This window comes from Enterobacter cloacae complex sp. 2021EL-01169 (assembly GCF_020733125.1).
In the GTDB taxonomy this organism is placed as follows: domain Bacteria; phylum Pseudomonadota; class Gammaproteobacteria; order Enterobacterales; family Enterobacteriaceae; genus Enterobacter; species Enterobacter roggenkampii.
Window position 1 is genome coordinate 344,182 of sequence record NZ_JAJFTC010000002.1, and the last position, 17,894, is coordinate 362,075.

Here is a 17,894-nt window from a genome sequence, read left to right on the forward strand (position 1 = left end):
GACATGGAAAAAGCCTGCGTATCATATACGCAGGCAGGCGCAGGATAAATGGACTATCGCGTCGCCCAGCCCTGTTTGTGCAGGTAATCAAGAATAAACGGGCGATTTTCTTTAATGATGGTGCGGCGAATATGGTCCGTCCAAGTGTCGCGACGGTTATTGCTGCCGCGCGTCATGTAGTAATTCGCCAGCTCTTCATCGTAGTGATTCAGGACATCCTGATCGACCGGCTGGTAGTGGTTTTCATGCACCAGCATCGCCGCAGGAATGCGCGGCTTCAGATCCGGGTTATCCGCCGGCCAGCCAAGGCACAGGCCAAACAGCGGCAGCACGTGTTTTGGCAGCTTCAGCAGGTCGGTCACACTTTGAATGTTGTTACGCAGGCCGCCAATGTAAACGCCGCCTAACCCCAGCGACTCCGCGGCCGTAAAGGCGTTTTGCGCCATCAGCGCGGTATCCACCACGCCCAGCAGCAGCTGTTCGGCCAGGCCCAGCTCGGCCTCAGGGCAGATCTGCAGGTGGCGGTTAAAGTCGGCGCAGAATACCCAGAACTCGGCAGCCTGAGCCACATGCTTCTGCCCGCCGGTCAGCGTCACCAGCTGTTCACGCATCGCCGGGTCGGTAATGCGGATAATGGAGCTGCACTGCAGGAAGCTGGAGCTGGAGGTCGCCCTTGCGCTGTTAATAATCGCTTCGCGCTGCGCATCGGTAATCGGCTCATCGGTGAAGTGGCGAATGGAACGATGGGAAAGGAGCAGGTCTATGGTTGGCGTCATCTTGTCTCTCTTTGTCTTGCTTAAACCGTATGGCAGCCAGTATAGGCAATGATATGCGCGGTGTAATTGGCGAAACATAGCTCATAGATATTATAACGACAGGCGAAACCTTCTTTAATGACGACAGGTTATGGGGCACTATACGTGTCATTCGCCGTCAGGCTTGTTTTTTTGAGGAGAGAGAAATGTTTGCAGTTATTTTTGGTCGTCCAGGGTGCCCTTACTGTGTGCGCGCGAAAGAGCTGGCTGAGAAGCTGACCGAAGAGCGCGATGACTTCAACTTCCGCTATGTGGACATCCACGCGGAAGGCATCACCAAAGCCGATCTGGAAAAAACTGTCGGTAAGCCGGTTGAAACCGTACCGCAGATCTTCCTCGATCAGAAACACATTGGCGGCTGCACCGACTTTGAAGCTTACGCCAAAGAGCACCTGGGCCTGTTTGCTGCCCAGTAATGAAATGAAAGGACGCCCTCACCGAGAGGGCGTTTTTATTTGTGGTGCCGTCGGTTATGAAGCAGACTGCGCACAAATAAGTAGCAGAGCGCGCCAAGGGCGCACCAGAAAACAGCGCTCATCAACCACGCCAGCTCCTGCCAGAAACTCCGCGTAGAGATATACAGCAAGCGCATCATCAGCAAACAGAGCGGCGCGGCCAGCATGGCACCCAGCAGTGGCTTCACCACCTCCCCTTTACGGGAGAGAAAACTGGCAGCTGCCCCCGGCAGGGTAAAAAAGAGCAACCCGAGCTCCGGATGACCCGACGCCCTGAATGCCCCTTTCACGTTAAAAGCAAGCGACATGCATACGACCGTGAACAGCAAAAAGCAGCTGATCACCCCCGCCCAGTTTCGTTTCATATTCAACCTATCCTCCTGACTTATCTCTATCAAAAACACTTTCGTCGGGTAGACGCCCAGTCAGATAAAGCAATGCGGCAATCCTTGCCAAAGTACGCACAGGGTGATGCGATAATCAGTAGCTGTCAGTAGCTAATGCGATTAAACTACACGCCAGCTAATGTTTTAGGGAATAAAGCAGGAAACAGGGAGCGTTAACGCTTTTCCCTGACCCAAAAAACAGTAGCCCAAAAAGTCCTTTCATTCAACAACTTACTGGTAAACAAGAAGTTAGCCTCCGTGAATATAAACGTCGCAGACTTGTTAAATGGGAATTACATCCTGTTATTATTTGTGGTACTGGCGCTGGGTCTTTGCCTGGGTAAATTGCGCCTGGGTTCGGTTCAACTCGGTAATTCCATTGGCGTTTTAGTCGTCTCCTTATTATTAGGCCAGCAGCACTTCAGCATTAACACGGACGCGCTCAACTTAGGTTTTATGCTGTTTATTTTTTGTGTTGGCGTGGAAGCGGGGCCGAACTTTTTTTCTATTTTCTTCCGCGACGGCAAAAATTATCTGATGCTGGCGCTGGTGATGGTCGGCAGCGCGCTGCTGATCGCGTTAGGGCTGGGTAAACTGTTTGGCTGGGATATCGGGCTAACGGCCGGTATGCTGGCAGGCTCGATGACCTCCACTCCGGTGCTGGTGGGTGCCGGTGATACCCTGCGCCACTCCGGTATGGCCGGAGAACAGCTCTCCACCGCCCTCGACCACCTGAGCCTGGGCTATGCCCTGACCTATCTGATTGGTCTGGTGAGCCTGATCGTTGGCGCACGCTATCTGCCAAAACTGCAGCATCAGGATCTGCAGACCAGCGCCCAGCAAATCGCCCGCGAGCGCGGTCTGGATACCGACTCCAAACGTAAAGTTTATCTCCCGGTGATCCGCGCCTACCGCGTCGGGCCGGAGCTGGTGGCGTGGGCTGACGGCAAAAACCTGCGCGAACTGGGGATTTACCGCCAGACGGGCTGCTACATCGAACGTATCCGCCGTAACGGCATTCTGGCGAACCCGGACGGCGACGCGGTGTTGCAGATGGGCGACGACATCGCGCTGGTGGGTTACCCGGACGCCCACGCCCGTCTCGACCCGAGCTTCCGTAACGGCAAAGAGGTGTTCGACCGCGACCTGCTCGACATGCGCATCGTCACCGAAGAGATCGTGGTGAAAAACCATAACGCCGTGGGCCGTCGCCTGGCGCAGCTGAAGCTGACCGACCACGGCTGCTTCCTCAACCGCGTGATCCGCAGCCAGATTGAGATGCCGATCGACGACAACGTGGTGCTCAACAAAGGCGACGTTCTGCAGGTCAGCGGCGACGCGCGACGCGTAAAAACCGTGGCTGACCGCATCGGCTTTATCTCCATTCACAGCCAGGTCACCGACCTGCTGGCCTTCTGCGCCTTCTTTATCGTTGGCCTGATGATCGGGATGATCACCTTCCAGTTCAGCAACTTTAGCTTCGGCATCGGTAACGCCGCCGGGCTGCTGTTCGCCGGGATCATGCTGGGCTTCCTGCGAGCGAACCACCCGACCTTCGGCTACATTCCGCAGGGCGCGCTGAACATGGTGAAAGAGTTCGGTCTGATGGTCTTTATGGCGGGCGTGGGCTTAAGCGCGGGCAGCGGCATTGGCCACAGCCTGGGTGCCGTTGGCTGGCAGATGCTGGTTTCCGGACTTATCGTCAGCCTGGTGCCGGTGGTGATCTGCTTCCTGTTCGGCGCCTACGTGCTGCGCATGAACCGCGCCCTGCTCTTCGGGGCGATGATGGGGGCGCGTACCTGTGCGCCTGCTATGGAAATCATCAGCGACACCGCGCGCAGCAACATTCCGGCGCTGGGCTATGCGGGCACGTACGCCATTGCCAACGTACTGCTCACGCTGGCGGGTACGCTGATCATCATCATCTGGCCGGGGCTCGGATAACTCCTAAGAATGCGCGTGGCGGAAAATATTTTCGTTATGCGCAGAACTTTTTTATCAGGGGGCAGTCATAACTAGTGCCACTGCTTTTCTTTGATGTCCCCAATTTGTGGAGCCCATCAACCCCGCCGTTTTGGTTCAAGGTTGATGGGTTTTTTGTTGCCTGAAATTCCCCACCTTCTAATATTTTCTTCTCGCCCGCCACCAAAAAATATATGATTAAACGCATATAAAAATCATACCTGCAGGAACACCCATGCTCCACCCACTCCACCTCTTCAAAACCCTCTCCGACGAAACGCGGCTCGCCATCGTCATGCTGCTCCGTGAGGCAGGAGAACTGTGCGTCTGCGATCTCTGCGCCGCCACCGCCGAATCTCAGCCGAAGGTTTCCCGCCATATGGCGCTGCTGCGCGAGTCCGGGCTGGTGATCGACCGTCGCGAGGGTAAGTGGGTCCATTACCGTCTCTCTCCCAACATGCCTGCATGGGCGGCAGCCGTTATCGACACCAGCTGGAACTGCCTGCGGGAAGAGACGCGTATGAAGCTGAAAAACCGGCTTCCGGGTTCGTGCTAATCAAAACACATTCACAAAAACAGATATAACGGAGTAAGCGATGTTTCTGGCAGGTGCAATTTTTCTGTTTACGCTGGTGCTGGTCATCTGGCAGCCCAAAGGACTGAGTATCGGCTGGAGCGCGACTATTGGCGCCGTGCTGGCGCTGGCCAGCGGCGTGATTCACATTAACGATATTCCGGTAGTCTGGAATATCGTCTGGAACGCCACGGCAACGTTTATCGCCGTCATCATTATCAGTCTGCTGCTGGATGAGTCCGGCTTTTTCGAGTGGGCAGCGCTGCACGTCGCTCGCTGGGGGAACGGTCGCGGGCGATTGCTGTTTACCTGGATTATCCTGCTGGGCGCAGCCGTCGCAGCGCTGTTTGCTAATGACGGCGCGGCGCTGATCCTCACGCCTATCGTCATCGCCATGCTGCTGGCGCTGGGGTTCAGCAAACAGGCCACGCTGGCGTTTGTGATGGCGGCAGGTTTTATCGCCGATACCGCCAGCCTGCCGCTGATTGTCTCCAACCTGGTCAACATCGTGTCGGCGGACTTCTTCGCGCTGGGGTTCAGCGAGTACGCTTCGGTGATGATCCCGGTGGATATCGCCGCGATTGCCGCAACGCTGGTGATGCTGCACCTGTTCTTTCGCAAGGAAATTCCTCCAGAATATGACCTGGCGAAACTCCAGGAGCCTGCGCGGGCCATTCACGACCTCCCGACGTTCAGAACGGGCTGGATCGTCCTCCTCCTTCTGCTCGTCGGTTTCTTCGTGCTTGAACCTCTCGGCATTCCGGTCAGCGCCATTGCGACCGTCGGCGCGCTGATTTTATTCGCTGTCGCAAAACGCGGACATGCGATAAATACCGGAAAAGTGCTGCGCGGCGCGCCGTGGCAGATCGTCATCTTCTCGCTGGGGATGTATCTGGTGGTGTATGGCCTGCGTAATGCCGGGCTGACGGACTCTCTCACAGGCGTACTGAATAGCCTGGCCGGACACGGGCTGTGGGCCACCACGCTGGGAACCGGGTTCATCACCGCGTTCCTGTCATCCATAATGAACAATATGCCCACGGTGCTGATTGGCGCGCTCTCCATTGACGGCAGCACGGCAACAGGATTGATAAAGGACGCGATGATTTACGCCAACGTGATTGGCTGCGATCTGGGGCCAAAAATCACGCCTATTGGTAGTCTCGCCACCCTGCTCTGGCTTCACGTGCTGGCGCAGAAAAACATGACGATTACCTGGGGCGGCTATTTCCGGACGGGCATCATCATGACGCTGCCGGTCCTGTTTGTGACGCTCGCCGCGCTGGCGCTACGTCTCTCCTTCACACTGTAATGAGCCACTAATATGAGCCACATCACCATTTACCACAACCCCGCCTGCGGCACCTCGCGCAACACGCTGGAGATGATCCGCAACAGCGGCGCGGAGCCAGAGATTATTCTCTATCTGGAAACGCCGCCGTCGCGCGATACGCTGACCGCCCTGATTGCCGATATGGGCATTTCGGTGCGCGATTTGCTGCGTAAAAACGTGGAGCCCTATGAACAGCTCGGCCTTGCCGACGATAAGTTCACCGACGACCAGCTTATCGATTTTATGCTGCAACACCCGATCCTGATTAACCGTCCGATCGTGGTGACGCCGCTGGGCACCCGCCTGTGCCGCCCGTCTGAAGTCGTCCTCGACATTCTGCCGGACGCGCAGAAAGGGGCGTTTACGAAAGAAGATGGCGAAGCGGTGGTGGACGCCAGCGGGAAGAATATCCTGAAAAAATAATCCTTCCTCAGGTGGACGACAGGGCCAGCGCCCGGCGGGCCCTGAATGCCAGGAGAAAACAACCGCCCGCTAGCTCGCCACGCAGACCCGGTTGCGCCCTTCACGTTTTGCACGATAAAGCTCACGATCGGCTCGCGCCAGGGCTGACTGCACGCCATGTTCAATCTCCAGTTCATCCGGCGTCATGCATACGAGCCCCATGCTGGCGGTGAAGCGGATCGTCTGCCCGTTGAAGTCGACGTTCTGGCTGGCAAGGCTCATCCGTACGCGCTCGGCGATCTCAGCGGCCGTCTCCAGAGAGGTCTGCGGCATTGCCACGACAAACTCTTCCCCGCCGAAGCGGGCGACAATGTCGCTACCTCTCACCAGTGCCGGAAGCGCGTTGCCAATATGCTTCAGCACCGCATCGCCGCCGTCATGGCCCCAGGTGTCGTTAATACGCTTGAAAAAATCCAGATCCATGCTCATCAGGCACAGGGGCTGCTGGTGCCGACGGGCAAGATTGCAGGCCCGCAAAGACCACTCATCAAACTGGCGACGGTTTGCCAGCCCGGTGAGCGGATCGAGCCGCGCCTCCTGCTGGAAACGCGCCCGCTGCAGGGCGTTGACGTGAATGTAATGCATCAGAAACCACTGCGTAATGGAGATAACCAGAATCGCCAGCGCCGTCCACAGAGCCTGATAATACCAGCCGTGCAGCACGTCTTTTCTGGCCAGCCCGACGGCCAGCACCCATTTGCGTTCGTTGAGATTAAGAAATACACCCACACGTTCAACGCCATCAATCGGAGAGGTATATCGTTGGACCTGTGCGGTATCGCTTGCGTATTCCAGCAGCTTCGCGAGGCGCGGGTCGGAGGTGTTCAATTGCGAACCGTCATTCGCCCCCATACGGGCAAGCTGCACCGCATTGTCACGGTCAAGGACCGCCATCGCCCCACCCTGACCTAAATCGAAGCCCTGCGCTTCCATTTTGCGAAACATATCGTTCATGGTGTTACCATTGAAGAAACCCAACGCACCACCTAGAAAGCGACCATGTGCGTCGCGCACTGCACGGAACATCACGAAGCCCAACATGTTTTTATCCGTGCCGTTGCTCTGCCAGTAAAACAAACTTTCGGTAACTTCATCCCGGCGAAAATCACTAAACAGAGGGTGCTGCCGAAAGCTGGCCTGCGCAAGCGTAGAGGCGTCCAGAGCGCGCTCAAAAGGAAATAGCGCGCGGCTGCTGAGAAAATCACCGTCTTCATCAAAGACGACAACGCCATCCAGCCAGGCGCGCTTGAGCTCCCCTTGCAGGAATGGCTGCGCGTTTTCAGGCGTGACCGTATGGTTGAGCAGAAAGGCATTCCCGATAAAGCGCATCTGGTAGCGCATCGCGTTAAGGCTGGTATCAAACTGCTGGGACTGGAGTATGGCCGTATTGCGAAGGATACGTGCAGCGTTATCCTCCACATAGCCGCGCTGGTAGAGCAGATGCCCAATCAGCAGACTCGCCTGAACCAAAATCAACAGTACTAACAACGCTCTCTTTTTTGCCAGACTGACCTGCACGAACCAGGTACTTACTTTTTCACCCAACGCCAACCTCAACCACTGAACAGTAAATAACCACCGCGGTGGATAGTCACGTGTTCGGTCCGGATTGTCAATATGGAGAAAAATCGTAATACATTGAAAAATATGAACTAATTTTCTTTATTTAACGGTGTAATGCCCGCAATCCTCCCCACCATCGCCCGAATCTCCTCCCGGCTTAACGGCGCCCGGTCGGTGACATAGTGCAGCGTCATCCCTTCGATAAACGCGTCCAGCGCGCGGGTGGTGACCGGGTCGAACCACTGCTCCAGCGTGGTCTGGCTCATCTTCATCCAGTCCTGCATCACCGTTTTCAGCGCCGCGCTGCGGTGCATAAAGGCGTAAAGCTGATACATCAGCGCCATGTTGTGCGGCGTGGTCACCTGCGAGCTGTGGATCAGCGTGGTGATGGATTCACACGCCATTTCCGGCCCGGTGACGCCCGCGAAGAAATCCCGGTACTGCTGCGACATCTGGCGGGTAAACCACGTGAAGGCCTCCTCCAGCAGCGGCTCCATGCCGTCGAAATAGTAGGTCATCGACCCCAGCGGCACGCCCGCGCAGGTGGCGATTTTACGGTGCGTGACGGCATGAATACCGTGTTCAGCAATGGTGTCGAGCGTCGCCTGCAGGATCTTCTCCCGGCGATGCGGATCGTTGGGTGGTCTGCTCATCAATTCCTCACCTGGTTTGTGTACAAATGTACACAAACTTGCTAGTGTTGTCGCTATTGTTGTACTTCTGGTGCTACCCCAATGACGCTGACCTCTCCCCGCAAAGCCCTGCAACTCCGCCTGTGGGCGCTGTTTATGTTCTTCTTCATTCCCGGTCTGCTGATGGCCTCCTGGGCCACGCGCACGCCCGCCATTCGCGATATTTTGTCCGTCTCTACCGCGGAAATGGGCATCGTGCTGTTCGGCCTGTCGATAGGCTCCATGAGCGGCATTCTCTGCTCCGCGTGGCTGGTAAAGCGCTTCGGTACGCGGGCGGTGATCCGCACCACCATGTGCTTCGCGGTGTTCGGGATGATGGTGCTGAGCGCGGCGCTGTGGTTTGCCTCACCGGTGCTGTTTGCGCTGGGGTTGACGGTGTTTGGCGGCAGCTTCGGCTCGGCGGAAGTGGCGATAAATGTGGAAGGGGCAGCGGTCGAGCGCGAGATGAACAAAACCGTGCTGCCAATGATGCACGGCTTCTATAGCCTCGGCACGCTGGCCGGTGCGGGCGTGGGGATGGCGCTGACGGCCACTGGCGTGAGCGCGAATCTGCATATTCTGCTGGCGGCGCTGGTGTGCATCATTCCCATTCTGACCGGCATCCGGGCCATCCCGGACGGCACCGGTAAAAACTCCGCTGACGAACAGCACTCAGCCGAAAAAGGGCTGCCCTTCTACCGCGATTTCCAGCTGATGCTGATCGGCGTGGTGGTGCTGGCGATGGCGTTCGCGGAGGGGTCCGCCAACGACTGGCTGCCGCTGCTGATGGTGGACGGTCACGGCTTTAGCCCGACCTCCGGCTCGCTGATTTACGCCGGGTTTACGCTGGGGATGACCGTCGGGCGCTTCACCGGCGGCTGGTTTATCGACCGCTACAGCCGCGTGGCGGTAGTGCGCGCCAGCGCCCTGCTCGGCGGGCTGGGTATCGCGATGATCATCTTTGTGGATGTGGACTGGATTGCCGGCGTCTCGGTGATCCTCTGGGGGCTGGGCGCGTCCCTCGGCTTCCCGCTGACCATCTCTGCCGCCAGCGATACCGGCCCGGATGCCCCGACGCGCGTCAGCGTGGTGGCAACCACGGGCTATCTCGCCTTCCTGGTCGGGCCGCCGCTGCTCGGCTTCCTCGGGGAGCACTACGGGCTGCGCAGCGCCATGCTGGTGGTGTTAGGGTTGGTCATCATCGCGGCGCTGGTGGCGCGCGCGGTGGCAAAGCCGGAAACGAATCAAACGACACTGGAGAAGGGATATGAGCGTTAAACTGATCGCCGTCGACATGGATGGCACATTCCTGAGCGATGCCAAGACCTACAATCGCCCGCGCTTTCTGGCGCAGTACGCGCGCATGAAGGCGCAAGGCATTCGCTTCGTGGTCGCCAGCGGCAACCAGTACTACCAGCTCATCTCCTTTTTCCCGGAGATTGCGCATGAAATTTCATTCGTCGCCGAAAACGGCGGCTGGGTCGTGAGTGAGGGTGAAGACGTCTTTAACGGTGAACTGTCGAAAGCCCATTTCGAGACCGTCGCAAGCGTCTTAAACGACGTGCCGGGCATTGAGATTATCGCCTGCGGGAAGAGCAGCGCCTACACTCTCAAGTGCTATGACGAGGGCTTTAAGGCCATCGCGGCGAAGTACTATCACCGTCTGGAAATGGTCAGCGATTTCGACAACCTGAACGATATTTTCTTCAAGTTCGGACTCAACGTGTCCGATGATGAAATTCCGCGTATTCAGGCGCTGCTGCATGAAAAGCTCAGCGACATCATGGTGCCCGTCACCACCGGTCACGGCAGTATCGACCTCATTATCCCCGGCGTGCATAAAGCCAACGGCCTGCGGATCCTGCAACAGCGCTGGGGGATAGAGAACAGCGACGTGGTGGCCTTCGGCGACAGCGGCAACGACGTGGAGATGCTGCGCCAGTCCGGGTTCAGCTTTGCGATGGCAAATGCCAGACCGCATATCAAAGCGGCGGCGCGTTTTGAAGCACCGCATAATAACGATGAAGGCGTGCTGGATGTGATTGAGAAGGTGTTGAACGGGGAGGCACCGTTTAATTGACCGCGTGCGGTCTGGTGCCCTCACCCTAGCCCTCTCACACAGGGAGAGGGCATAAGAATTAAGGTTGCAGGGCGTTTCCGACGCGCTTGTCTTTCAGGAATACCACCATCAGGCCAACCCACAGCACGCCATTGGCGAGGTTAAACAGGCTGAACAGCCCGTTACCGCCCATCGCGTAGGCATGCTTGCTCACCTCGATACCGACGGTAAAAATCAGCATCTGTAGCATCCCCATCGCCGCGGAGACCGTGCCCTTACTTATCTCGCTGGCAAACAGCGTCAGGCGCACCAGCCCGGCGTTCGCCACGCCAATCCCGAAGGCGTAGATACTCAGCCCCGCCGTCATCCACAAATAAGCGTGAGATGACGCGACGGTTGCCACCGCCGCCAGAATCAGCCCTGCCGCAATCGGCCAGCCGCCCATGATAATCAGCGAACGCACGGTGCGGCGTGACGTCAGACGAGCCAGCACCAGGTTACCGATAATCAGCGCACCAAAGATCGGCACCTGCAGCAGGCCGTACTCGTAGCTGCTGAGCTTTTCGCCGCTGATGATAATGACCGGAGACTGGGCAATCCACGCCAGCAGCGGCAGGCTAACAAACCCGGTCGCCAGCGCGCCCGCTACAAAGCGGCCGTTTTTCAGCACCTCTTTGTAATCCCGACCCAGCTCTTTCAGCGAAAGTTTCTCGCCGATGCGGGTGGCGGTTTCCGGCATCGCACGGTGCAGGCCAAAGAAAGCGATGGCGGCGAGAACCGCAAACAGCACAAACATCCCTTCCCAGGGGGCCATATGCACCCATGCGGCGCCCACCAGCGGCCCGAGTAAGGGAGCGATCAGCGCCACGTTCGCCATCAGCGCGGTGATTTTGATACACACCGCCTCTTCAAACGACTCCTGAATGGCCGCATACCCCACGGCGCCGATAAAGCACAGGCTCACCCCCTGCAGGAAACGCAGCAGAGTAAATTGTTCAATATTTTGCGCCAGCAGCGTGGCAAGGCAGGTGACGATGAACCACACCACGCCCGTCAGCATCACCGGGCGACGGCCAATACGATCCGACAGCGGGCCTAACAGCCACTGCAAAAACATGCCGCCGGCCAGATAGGCGGTCATGGAGGTCGGTACCCACTCAATTCCGGCGTTGTACTGCGCCACCACGGCCAGCATACCGGGCTGGATCATATCGTTGCCGATATAGGTAGAAAATTCGTAGAGCACCAGACACAGGGGGAAAAGCAACGCCTGACGACCCAGACGTGAACCTGAAGAAGAACGGTTTAACATGCAATCTCTTTATAATGACAAAATCGCGACGAGTGTAATGAAATGCCGCAGCCCGAGATAGTGATTTATCGAGGATAAACAGAAATAAAGCACATATCGTCTTCGTTTAAGGTTTCCTTAATTTGACAGATTTATGATAGCCCCATTACTCGTCAACGACCCCAAATTATGTCACTCACCTCCAGCCGTTCAGAATTGTCTAAGTTACAGACAAATAAGACAAAACGCCTTTACCGCTTGCCGGCCCGCTTTTATGGTTATCAGCTTTTCATACTGATAGTCCTTGCCGTGGTGTTTACGTGGCTATCGCGCAATGAAGCGCTCGACAGATGGATCACCGGCTTCTGGTATGACGCGGCGACGCAGAGCTTCCCGCTGCAGAAAGACCACCTGCTGGATCTGCTCAACCATCGTCTGGCGAAGTACATTGCCATCGCTTTAGGCGCCGTGGCGCTGTTTTACGGCGCGTACAAGCGTAACGCGAGGCTGGTTACGGCGGCGCTGCTGATGGGGCTTGGTGCGCTGGTCGTGGGCGTGCTGAAAAGCATGAGCCATCACAGCTGCCCGTGGGACCTGGTGGAATATGGCGGTAAGGTGATGTCCTATCCCCTGTTCAGCGCCGTCCCGGCGGACAGCGGCCCGGGGCGCTGCTTCCCCGGCGGCCATTCTTCCAGCGGCTTTATGGTGATGGGACTGTTTTTTGCCTTCTGGCGCGAGCGGCCGCGTCTGGCCTGGAGCTTTGTCGTTCTCGGCATTTTGCTGGGTCTGGCGATGGGCTTCGGTCAGGTCATGCGCGGGGCGCATTTTTTCTCTCACAACCTGTGGGCCGGGTGGTGGGTCTGGTTTTCCCAGGTGGCAGTCTACGGGCTGGTTTCCACCCGGTTTGCTAAAGAGTGATAACGCTATGCTAGAGAATCTGAATTATCAGCTGTTTTATCTGATCAACGCCACCCCGGCCTCGCCCGAGTGGATGATCGACTTCGCCACCTTTCTGGCAAAAGATCTGATCAGTATCGTGCCCGCACTGGCAGCCATCCTCTGGCTGTGGGGACCGCGTAGCCAGGTGAAAGCGCAGCGCAAGCTTGTAATCAAAGTGGCGATGGCTCTCGGCGTAAGCGTCCTGGCGAGTTACATTCTGGGCCAAGCGTTCCCGCACGATCGTCCGTTTGTCGATCACGTCGGCTATACCTTCCTGCACCATGCGCCGGATGACTCTTTCCCGAGCGATCACGGTACGGTGATCTTCACCTTCGCACTGGCCTTCCTGTTCTGGCATCGCCTGTGGTCGGGTGCGGTGCTGATGGTGGTCGCTGTGGCCATCGCCTGGTCTCGCGTGTATCTGGGCGTCCACTGGCCGCTGGATATGGTGGGTGGCTTCCTGGTGGGGCTGATTGGCTGCGTGAGCGCGGCTATCCTGTGGAGCCTCATCGGGGAAGCGCTCTACCGTGCGCTTTCTTCACTCTATCGCGCCATTTTCGCCATCCCGATCCGCAAAGGCTGGATACGTGACTAACCCCGACCTGACAGGTTACACTTGAACCCCCGCCCTGCGGGGGTTCATTTTTTTATGCCGAGGAACTATGGAAACACGTCGCGATGACCGCATTGCTCAGCTGCTACAGGCGCTGAAGCGCAGCGATAAGCTGCATCTTAAGGAAGCCGCCAACCTCCTCGGCGTCTCGGAGATGACCATTCGTCGGGATCTGAACAGCGAGAGCGCGCCCGTCGTGCTGCTGGGCGGATACATTGTGCTTGAGCCGCGTAGCGCCAGCCATTATCTGATCAGCGACCAGAAGACGCGCCTGGTGGAAGAGAAACGCAAAGCCGCGCGGCTTGCGGCCTCCCTGGTACAGCCGCACCAGACGCTGTTTTTTGACTGCGGTACCACCACGCCGTGGATTATCGAAGCCATCGACAGCAGCATTCCGTTTACCGCCGTCTGTTATTCCCTGAACACCTTTCTGGCGCTCCAGGAGAAACCCGAGTGCCGGGTGATCCTCTGCGGCGGTGAGTTTCACGCCAGCAACGCGATCTTTAAGCCGCTCAACCTGCAGGACACGCTCAGCAATCTCTGCCCGGATATCGCGTTTTATTCCGCCGCAGGCGTCAATGTGCGTCAGGGGGCAACCTGCTTTAACCTGGAAGAATTACCGGTCAAGCACTGGGCGTTAAGCGCCGCGCAGTACCATGTGCTGGTGGTCGATCACAGTAAGTTTGGTAAGGTGCGTCCGGCAAGAATGGGCGAGCTGGCGCAGTTCGATGCCATCGTCAGCGATTGCCGCCCGGACGACGAGATTGTGGTCCACGCGAAAGCGCAGCAGGTGAAGTTGATGTATTGAGGTTATGCCGGGTGGCGGCTTCGCCTTACCCGGCCTACAACGGCTCGAACGTAGGCCGGGTAAGCGCAGCGCCACCCGGCAAAAAACTTAGCTAAACCAGCTGCCGAACCACCCGTGGAATTTCATCATCACGAAATCCCACATCCGGCTGAAGAAGCCGCCCTCTTCCACTGCTTCCATCACAATCAGCGGACGCTGTTCAATCGACTTACCGTTAAGCTGGAAATCAATCGTCCCAACCACCTGGCCTTTTTTCAGCGGGGCGGTGAGCTGTGGGTCGGTCAGAGTGTAGCTGGCCTTCAGGTTTTTCAGCTGGCCGCGCGGAATGGTTACCGAGCCCGCCTCACCCGCGCCCAGGTTCACCTCGCTCTTGTCACCAAACCAGACGCGCTGGCTGACGAACGTGGCATCCGGTTTAATCGGCGTCACGGTTTCATAAAAGCGGAAGCCCCAGGTCAGCAGTTTTTCTGATTCGTTAAAGCGAATGCGGTCGGTTTTGGTGCCCAGCACTACCGAAATCAGGCGCATGTCGCCCTGGGTCGCGGAGGCCACCAGGTTATAGCCTGCACCCGCCGTGGTGCCGGTTTTCATCCCGTCCACGTTGACGTTGCTGCTCCACAGCAGGCGGTTGCGGTTCGGCTGGCGAATTTTGTTGAAGGTAAACTCTTTCTCTTTGTGGATGGCGTATTCATCCGGCACGTCGTGGATCAGCGCTTTCCCCAGCAGCGCCATGTCGCGCGCGGTGCTGAACTGGCCCGGCGCATCCAGGCCGTGAACCGTTTTGAACGTGGTGTTGGTTAAGCCCAGCTTCTGCGCGTAACCATTCATCAAGCCAATGAAAGAATCCTGGCTGCCGGCAACGTAGTCGGCCAGCGCGATGCACGCATCATTTCCCGACTGAATAATCACCCCTTTATTCAGATCGGAAACGGAGACCTGATCCCCTGGCTTCAGGAACATCACGGAAGATCCGCGCAGGGCCGGGTTGCCGGTCGCCCAGGCGTCTTTCCCGATGGTCACCATATCGTCCAGCTTGATCTTGCCCGCTTTCAGCGCCTGGCCCACCACATAGCTGGTCATGATTTTGGTCAGGCTTGCCGGATCGAGTTTCTCATCCGCATTTCCTTCCGCCAGCACTTTACCGCTGGCGTAGTCCATCAGGATCCAGGCGCGCGCATCCACAGGCGGCGCTTCGGGCGCAGCCTGTTCAGCTGCGTAGAGCGTTGGTGCAAACAGGAAAAGGAGCGCAGAGCCTGCCGCCAGGCTGCGCAGAGAAGTCATTTTACGCGTCATAAATGCCACCCGAGTGTCCATTCAAAAATTACGTCACATCACCGTGTCGCAAGAAGCGATGAGTAATAGCGCACTAAAACCGTTAAAGAAACCCAACGAGGGTAAAGTTATTAAAGTTTATGCAATAACATTCAGATACGCTTTGATTAAGGCGATTTTTTTGTCTTCTGTTGCGTAATTGTTAGGTTTATCTCACCATGGCGAAAAGCTGATTCGGATTCACATCTCATCGGGAGTAAATATGATTACGCTGTGGGGCAGGAATAACTCGACCAACGTTAAGAAAGTGCTCTGGACGCTGGAAGAGCTGGATTTACCGTTCAATCAAATTATGGCAGGCATGGCGTTCGGCGTGAACAAGGAGGCCGACTATCTGGCCATGAACCCGAATGGCCTGGTGCCGCTGCTGCGCGATGATGAAACGGACGCGACGCTTTGGGAGTCCAACACCATTGTGCGTTACCTCGCCGCCCAGTACGGTCAGGGCCGCCTGTGGGTAGAAAACCCGGCCCGCCGCGCCCAGGGCGAAAAGTGGATGGACTGGGCGAACCAGACGCTGTCCCCGACCCACCGCGTGATCCTGATGGGGCTTATCCGCACGCCGGAAGCGGAACGCGATTATCCCGCGATTCACGCCGCGCAGGATGCCTGCGAAAATCTGTTTGCGATGATGGATGACGAGCTGGCGAAGCACGCCTGGTTCTCCGGCGAGGCGTTCGGCACCGGCGATATCGCCGTGGCGCCATTCGTCTGGAACCTGACCAACATGGGCCTGAAGTGGACGCCGCGCCCGCACCTGGAGCGCTGGCTTAAACAGCTGAGCGATCGCCCGGCGTACCGTAACGTCGTGATGATCCCGGTTACCTGATTACGCGCCGGACGGGCTGACTTTCAACAGCCGCCCGTCCGTCTCGTCGGTCAGGACATACAGATACCCATCCGGCCCCACCCGCACATCGCGAATACGCTGATCCCGGTCACCCAGAATGCGCCCGTCCTCTGTCACCTTGTTACCCTCCACGCTCAGCACGATCACGTCCTTCTCCTTCAGCGCGCCGATAAACAGCTTGTTTTTCCACTGCGGGAAGACGTCGCTGTTGTAGAACGCCATGCCGCTTACCGCGGGTGAGACTTTCCAGACGAACAACGGCTTCTCGGTGCCCTCAACGTGCTCGCCTTTGGCTTCCGGGATTTTCAGACCGCTGTAGTTAATGCCGTGCGTTGCCAGCGGCCAGCCGTAGTTCTTACCCTTCTCCGGGATATTGATCTCATCCCCGCCGCGCGGGCCGTGCTCGTTCAGCCACAGCGTGTCGCTCCAGGGGTTCATCGCCATCCCCTGCGGGTTGCGGATGCCGTAAGACCAGATTTCAGGTCGCGCACCGGGGGCACTCACAAAGGGGTTATCCGGCGGGACTTTTCCGTCTTCGGTGAGGCGCACCACTTTGCCCTGCAATTTATCCAGATCCTGCGCCGTGGGACGCTGGTTATTCTCGCCGAGTCCGATAAAGAGGGAGCCTTTGCCGTCGAACACCAGCCGTCCGCCGAAATGGTTACCGGTTGAGAGTTTCGGTATCTGGCGGAACGCCACCTGGAATCCCTCGATGCGGGAATAGTCGTCGCTCAGGCGGCCAAAGCCCACCGCCGTTCCGGCTTTGCCGTCATGCCCGGCCTCGGCGTAGCTCAGCCAGACGCGGCGCGACATTTCAAAATCCGGCGCCAGCACCACATCCAACAATCCTCCCTGGCCGTTTGCCCAGACCTTCGGTACGCCGACAATCGGATCGGAGAGCCCTTTTCCGGCCTGCCAGCGTTTGAGCTGGCCGCCCTTCAGGGTCACCAGCAGCCCGTTATTATCCGGCAGGAACGCCAGGGACCAGGGGTGATCGAGTCTGTTTTGCAGCACCTCGACCTTAACCGCCTCTGGCGCGGCTAGAAGTGAAAACGGAATAAATAACGCAGGCAGGGAAATCAGCGAGGATCGAGGCATAACGCGCTCCTTTATCGGCATATGGCTTAAAGATTAGCCACTGCGTCCGGGCGCGTTACCACTTTTACAAAAGCTTAATCAGAAGGGGGAGTTGCCTCCCCCGGGATCAGTGCTGTTCAAGCTGTTTGTGCTCGTTCAGACACATGATGCATAGAGAGAGCGTTGTCAGGCAGTTTTCAAGCTTCTCCGCGTTTACGGCGATAAAATTCGGGCAGTCGTGGCGTCCGTTCATCAGACACACCCCTGCAATGGAGAGCACCTCGGCGGCGCGGCGCAGCGCGACTTCTTCACTTTCGCCGTAGTTCGCCTGCAGGGCCGGTGCTTTTTCACGCATGAAATTGCAAAGTTCAAACAGGTTATCACGCAGATGTTCGCTTTCGCTGACTGACATATACCCTTTCGCCTTCCTCAACTGCAGGTACGCGGCCAGGTCGATTCGGGCGTTGATCAGCTTGTTCAGCAGATCGCGTTTTAGTCTGTCAACGGTCATGCTCTTTCCTCCTCTGTCAGCCATGGTGCATAGTCAGGATAAGTACATTTTTTGTACAGTTTAATGCCTGGGATCAATTTTTATTAACTGATTAACATTATTTACAATGTTACAACCTCTGCCCGGCGCATCCGCCTTACAAAGAGTGTATAAATCCCCCGCGATACGCTGTAAAATCCCGCCCTGATAACTC

19 protein-coding genes are annotated in these 17,894 nt (G+C 57.3%); 11 read left to right on the forward strand and 8 right to left on the reverse strand.

Going from position 1 to position 17,894, the window contains the following annotated elements; all coding sequences use genetic code 11:
* Window positions 1-53: 53 nt before the first annotated feature.
* A complete protein-coding gene (gene nfsA, locus LLF79_RS08040) occupies window positions 54-776 on the reverse strand; it encodes a nitroreductase NfsA (RefSeq protein WP_008503442.1) in 723 nt (240 codons plus the stop codon).
* 185 nt (window positions 777-961) lie between these two features.
* On the opposite strand from nfsA, the gene LLF79_RS08045 reads away from it, so the two are divergent.
* Complete coding sequence (locus tag LLF79_RS08045; RefSeq protein ID WP_006809455.1) at window positions 962-1,231, forward strand: GrxA family glutaredoxin; 270 nt, start codon at window positions 962-964, stop codon at window positions 1,229-1,231.
* Between the two features lie 35 nt (window positions 1,232-1,266).
* Here the strand turns inward: LLF79_RS08045 and LLF79_RS08050 are convergent, their stop codons facing one another.
* Window positions 1,267-1,641 (reverse strand): inner membrane protein YbjM, encoded by a 375-nt coding sequence (locus LLF79_RS08050; RefSeq protein ID WP_025912901.1) that lies wholly within the window; start codon window positions 1,639-1,641, stop codon window positions 1,267-1,269.
* A gap of 273 nt (window positions 1,642-1,914) precedes the next feature.
* Between LLF79_RS08050 and LLF79_RS08055 the strand changes: the two genes are divergently transcribed.
* The 4 genes from LLF79_RS08055 to arsC all read left to right on the forward strand — a co-directional run bounded on the left by LLF79_RS08055 (window position 1,915) and on the right by arsC (window position 5,948).
* A complete protein-coding gene (locus tag LLF79_RS08055; protein WP_008503440.1) occupies window positions 1,915-3,600 on the forward strand; it encodes an aspartate:alanine antiporter in 1,686 nt (561 codons plus the stop codon).
* A 253-nt stretch (window positions 3,601-3,853) separates the two neighbouring features.
* Window positions 3,854-4,174: a metalloregulator ArsR/SmtB family transcription factor gene (locus LLF79_RS08060; RefSeq protein WP_008503437.1), complete on the forward strand. Its 321-nt coding sequence runs from the start codon at window positions 3,854-3,856 to the stop codon at window positions 4,172-4,174.
* 40 nt (window positions 4,175-4,214) lie between these two features.
* Window positions 4,215-5,504: an arsenic transporter gene (locus tag LLF79_RS08065; RefSeq protein ID WP_165556959.1), complete on the forward strand. Its 1,290-nt coding sequence runs from the start codon at window positions 4,215-4,217 to the stop codon at window positions 5,502-5,504.
* A gap of 12 nt (window positions 5,505-5,516) precedes the next feature.
* Window positions 5,517-5,948 carry a glutaredoxin-dependent arsenate reductase gene (arsC, locus tag LLF79_RS08070; RefSeq protein WP_021240937.1) on the forward strand — a complete coding sequence of 144 codons (432 nt, stop codon included), beginning with the start codon at window positions 5,517-5,519 and terminating at the stop codon, window positions 5,946-5,948.
* Between the two features lie 69 nt (window positions 5,949-6,017).
* Here the strand turns inward: arsC and LLF79_RS08075 are convergent, their stop codons facing one another.
* Together LLF79_RS08075 and LLF79_RS08080 are read right to left on the reverse strand one after the other, a co-directional pair.
* A complete protein-coding gene (locus tag LLF79_RS08075; RefSeq protein ID WP_227879359.1) occupies window positions 6,018-7,475 on the reverse strand; it encodes a GGDEF domain-containing protein in 1,458 nt (485 codons plus the stop codon).
* Between the two features lie 164 nt (window positions 7,476-7,639).
* Window positions 7,640-8,203, reverse strand: coding sequence for a TetR/AcrR family transcriptional regulator (locus LLF79_RS08080; RefSeq protein ID WP_021240939.1), 564 nt, complete (start codon window positions 8,201-8,203; stop codon window positions 7,640-7,642).
* A gap of 81 nt (window positions 8,204-8,284) precedes the next feature.
* Here LLF79_RS08080 and LLF79_RS08085 point away from each other — a divergent pair, with 81 nt between their 5' ends.
* Together LLF79_RS08085 and LLF79_RS08090 are read left to right on the forward strand one after the other, a co-directional pair.
* Complete coding sequence (locus LLF79_RS08085; RefSeq protein ID WP_023326980.1) at window positions 8,285-9,499, forward strand: MFS transporter; 1,215 nt, start codon at window positions 8,285-8,287, stop codon at window positions 9,497-9,499.
* Complete coding sequence (locus LLF79_RS08090; RefSeq protein WP_032656371.1) at window positions 9,489-10,301, forward strand: Cof-type HAD-IIB family hydrolase; 813 nt, start codon at window positions 9,489-9,491, stop codon at window positions 10,299-10,301. Before LLF79_RS08085 ends, LLF79_RS08090 begins: the two co-directional genes overlap by 11 nt.
* A 58-nt stretch (window positions 10,302-10,359) precedes the next feature.
* On the opposite strand, the gene LLF79_RS08095 is transcribed toward LLF79_RS08090, so the two are convergent.
* Entirely contained in the window at window positions 10,360-11,592 is a 1,233-nt protein-coding gene (locus tag LLF79_RS08095) for an MFS transporter (protein ID WP_227879360.1), read from the reverse strand.
* A gap of 168 nt (window positions 11,593-11,760) precedes the next feature.
* On the opposite strand from LLF79_RS08095, the gene LLF79_RS08100 reads away from it, so the two are divergent.
* From LLF79_RS08100 to deoR, 3 genes are all read left to right on the forward strand, one after another.
* Window positions 11,761-12,489 carry a phosphatase PAP2 family protein gene (locus LLF79_RS08100; protein WP_227879361.1) on the forward strand — a complete coding sequence of 243 codons (729 nt, stop codon included), beginning with the start codon at window positions 11,761-11,763 and terminating at the stop codon, window positions 12,487-12,489.
* A 7-nt stretch (window positions 12,490-12,496) separates the two neighbouring features.
* Window positions 12,497-13,105: an undecaprenyl-diphosphate phosphatase gene (gene ybjG / locus LLF79_RS08105; RefSeq protein ID WP_045352107.1), complete on the forward strand. Its 609-nt coding sequence runs from the start codon at window positions 12,497-12,499 to the stop codon at window positions 13,103-13,105.
* Window positions 13,106-13,172: 67 nt separating this feature from the next.
* On the forward strand, window positions 13,173-13,931 hold the full coding sequence (gene deoR, locus LLF79_RS08110) for a DNA-binding transcriptional repressor DeoR (protein ID WP_150145964.1): 759 nt from the start codon (window positions 13,173-13,175) through the stop codon (window positions 13,929-13,931).
* 87 nt (window positions 13,932-14,018) lie between these two features.
* Here deoR and dacC read toward each other — a convergent pair whose 3' ends face one another.
* Window positions 14,019-15,224: a serine-type D-Ala-D-Ala carboxypeptidase gene (gene dacC, locus LLF79_RS08115; RefSeq protein WP_008501207.1), complete on the reverse strand. Its 1,206-nt coding sequence runs from the start codon at window positions 15,222-15,224 to the stop codon at window positions 14,019-14,021.
* Between the two features lie 241 nt (window positions 15,225-15,465).
* On the opposite strand from dacC, the gene LLF79_RS08120 reads away from it, so the two are divergent.
* Window positions 15,466-16,092: a glutathione S-transferase family protein gene (locus LLF79_RS08120; RefSeq protein ID WP_023326978.1), complete on the forward strand. Its 627-nt coding sequence runs from the start codon at window positions 15,466-15,468 to the stop codon at window positions 16,090-16,092.
* Here the strand turns inward: LLF79_RS08120 and LLF79_RS08125 are convergent, their stop codons facing one another.
* Both LLF79_RS08125 and bssR read right to left on the reverse strand, forming a co-directional pair.
* Window positions 16,093-17,211 carry a PQQ-dependent sugar dehydrogenase gene (locus LLF79_RS08125; protein ID WP_227879362.1) on the reverse strand — a complete coding sequence of 373 codons (1,119 nt, stop codon included), beginning with the start codon at window positions 17,209-17,211 and terminating at the stop codon, window positions 16,093-16,095.
* 106 nt (window positions 17,212-17,317) lie between these two features.
* The gene (gene bssR / locus LLF79_RS08130; RefSeq protein WP_021240947.1) at window positions 17,318-17,701 is read right to left on the reverse strand and encodes a biofilm formation regulator BssR; all 384 of its coding nucleotides are present in this window, start codon (window positions 17,699-17,701) and stop codon (window positions 17,318-17,320) included.
* Window positions 17,702-17,894 lie beyond the last annotated feature (193 nt).